This is a genomic window from Atribacteraceae bacterium, assembly GCA_035477455.1.
GTDB lineage: Bacteria > Atribacterota > Atribacteria > Atribacterales > Atribacteraceae > DATIKP01.
Genome location: DATIKP010000135.1, coordinates 1 through 2,688, shown reverse-complemented (window position 1 = coordinate 2,688; position 2,688 = coordinate 1). Strand labels below are relative to the sequence as shown.

Sequence of the window (2,688 nt, the reverse complement as noted above, 5' to 3'; positions counted from 1 at the left end):
GCGGTCCCGAAGGGCGGGGCGGCATCAACATCCTCTTCTGGGGGCCGCCCGGTACGGGCAAAACCGAATTCGCGAAATATCTCGCGCATTCCCTCGGCGTCGCGCTGATTGTGAAACGCTCTTCCGATCTCGATAGCATGTGGGTCGGAATGACCGAAAAGAACATTGCCGCAGCGTTTCGGGAAGCCGTGCGAGCGAAGGCCATCCTGTTTATCGATGAAGCCGATTCGTTTTTCTCCGCCCGCGAGAACGCGTTCAGGTCGTGGGAGGTCAGCCGCACCAACGAATTCCTTACACAGATGGAAAACCACTCCGGCATTCTCATCTGCTGTACGAATCTGCTCCCCTCCATGGACAGGGCGGCCATGCGCCGGTTCACCTGGAAGATTGAGTTCGGGCCGCTGAGAAACGACGATAAGGTCGGTCTGTATGTTAAATATTTCGGCGGGAAAGATCCGCTCACTCCGGCGCAGAAGCTGAGGATCGCGTCGATCGGTGGGCTTACCCCCGGCGATTTAAAAGCGGTATGGCAGCGGTACCGGTATGTTTCGAAATGTGAAATGGATCACGAGCTTATAATTAAGGAGTTGGAAAACGAAATTAAATACAGGGTTACGGTGAATATCGGGAAGATTGGATTTTGACAGAGGAAACATGATATCATAGATGTTCCGGGAAATTCGTGTAAAATATGCTTTTTACGGGAATTATACTATGTCCCAAAAGTGGTCTTCCTTGAAGAATCCTGTTGGGGATGGAGAGGCCGGTGGAGGCGGAAGCAAGATCCGCGATCATCAAATCAACGTACGCCGTGAATCTGCAGATCGCGCGCCGGAACAGGTCCCTTAATCACCACCCCTTCCTCCCCGCAAGCTCCTTATGCCGGAAGCAGTCCACGGTGTGATCGTTGACCATCCCCACGGCCTGTATGTGGGAGTACACCACCGTGGGACCCAGGAACTTGAAGCCGCGCTTTTTGAGGTCCTTCGCCCAGGCGACGGCCTCGTCGGTAAACACCGGAAAATCACCGAGAACACGGAACCTGTGGACTGCAAAAGTTAGAATATCATCTGACACTTGACCTTTCAACATACAACCGACTCCTCTTTTGCTGTCAGTCTGTCCAACATTTTTTCATCGGCCAGGTGCTTCGAATCCTTGAATGTTTCCATCGGTGTTTTACCAAAACAGTACCGGCCACCACTATGGGGACGCTGTTCATTATACTTCTTCAGCCACTCATCAAGGTCTACCTGGATTTCCTCAAGGCTTGTGTAGTGCCTTCTCCGAAATGCTACCGCATAAAATTCATCCTGAATCGTCCGGTGGAATCGCTCACAAATACCATTGGTCTGCGGATGACGCGTTTTCGTCTTAGTGTGCTCAATCTCCTCGATGCTCAGATACAGCTCATACTCGTGGTGATCGCGGGTGCCGCAGTACTCCGTGCCACGGTCTGTTAGTATACGCAAAAGCCGGACGTCTTGTTCCTCGTACCAGGGCAGTACCCGATCATTGAGCATATCAGCCGCAACCAGGGCGTTCTTGCGGTCATAAAGCTTTGCATGAGCTACCTTGGCATAGGTATCAATGAATGTCTGCTGGTAGATTCGTCCCACACCCTTGATTGTGCCCACGTAATACGTATCCTGCGCTCCCAGATAGCCCGGATGGGCAGTCTCAATCTCTCCCTCGGCTGCCTTCTCATCCTTGGCCCGTTCCATGGCCCTGAGTTGGTCCTCTGTCAAGATGATGCCCTCTTGGGCCACCTTCGCCTCCAGGGCCTTGAGCCGTTTCTTGAACACCTCGAGATCGTGGCGCTGCCACACGCAGCGGACCCCCACAGGGGAAATGAAAAGTCCCTCCCTCCGGAGTTCATTGGAGACCCGTTGCTGGCCATAGGCGGGGTTCTCAATCGCCATCTCGACAACCCTGCGCTCGATCTCCGGGTCTACCCGGTTCTTGACATTGGGCTTCCGGCGGTTCAGATCCTGAAGGCCCACCTCCCCGCCAGTCTCAAACTGTTCCTTGAACCGATAATAACTGTCCCGGGAATACCCGAACATCTTACATGCCTGGGATACGTTCCCTAACTCCTGGGCCAGTTTCAGAACCCCAAGTTTTGGTTTGATCACTCTTTCTTCGCTCTCATAATCTGACACCTCTTATTAAATATTATCGGCATGTGTCAGATATTATCTTAACTATTACATTTTTTTACTTCAAAGGTTCGACACAGATAATTTCACCATTATAGTCAGGCCATGTACAGCAGAGTGTCGATCCGTCATCTTTAAAATAGAAATATTCCGTAATAGTTCCTTTTGGTTCAAGATATGCAATGATCAAGTCCTTATGCCTATAAAGATGCCCTCTCGCAACTCCACGTTCACTTTTTGACTCATAACTATAGTATTGATATTTAAAGCTACCGTTTGGTCGAATTTCCCATTTACGAGTCTGGTCCCATCCTTTGAATTCAAAATTATACCTTCTAAAAGTCGATATTTTATCCAGATTCCTTCTATTATTTAAATAACTATCGCTTGCTAAAGAGGAATTAAAGACCCATCCCTTGACTGTTTCTTTGTCGCTCCCTCTTTCATAAAATTTGGTATCAATAAATACCCACTCCCCATCAACTCCACTAAGTCTATCTCTAATTTTTCCCTTATCGACAATCAGGCG

4 protein-coding genes are annotated in these 2,688 nt (G+C 49.7%); 1 reads left to right on the top strand and 3 read right to left on the bottom strand.

Annotated features, from left to right (window positions below; translation table 11 throughout):
• A partial coding sequence (locus tag VLH40_08135) for an ATP-binding protein (GenBank protein HSV31972.1) occupies positions 1-644 on the top strand: 644 nt, incomplete at its 5' end.
• A 205-nt stretch (positions 645-849) separates the two neighbouring features.
• Here the strand turns inward: VLH40_08135 and VLH40_08130 are convergent.
• From VLH40_08130 to VLH40_08120, 3 genes are all read right to left on the bottom strand, one after another.
• Positions 850-1,092: a DNA-3-methyladenine glycosylase I gene (locus tag VLH40_08130; GenBank protein HSV31971.1), complete on the bottom strand. Its 243-nt coding sequence runs from the start codon at positions 1,090-1,092 to the stop codon at positions 850-852.
• Positions 1,086-2,135 carry an IS481 family transposase gene (locus tag VLH40_08125; GenBank protein HSV31970.1) on the bottom strand — a complete coding sequence of 350 codons (1,050 nt, stop codon included), beginning with the start codon at positions 2,133-2,135 and terminating at the stop codon, positions 1,086-1,088. Before VLH40_08125 ends, VLH40_08130 begins: the two co-directional genes overlap by 7 nt.
• A gap of 82 nt (positions 2,136-2,217) precedes the next feature.
• Positions 2,218-2,688: hypothetical protein (locus VLH40_08120; GenBank protein ID HSV31969.1), on the bottom strand; the 471-nt coding region annotated here is incomplete at its 5' end.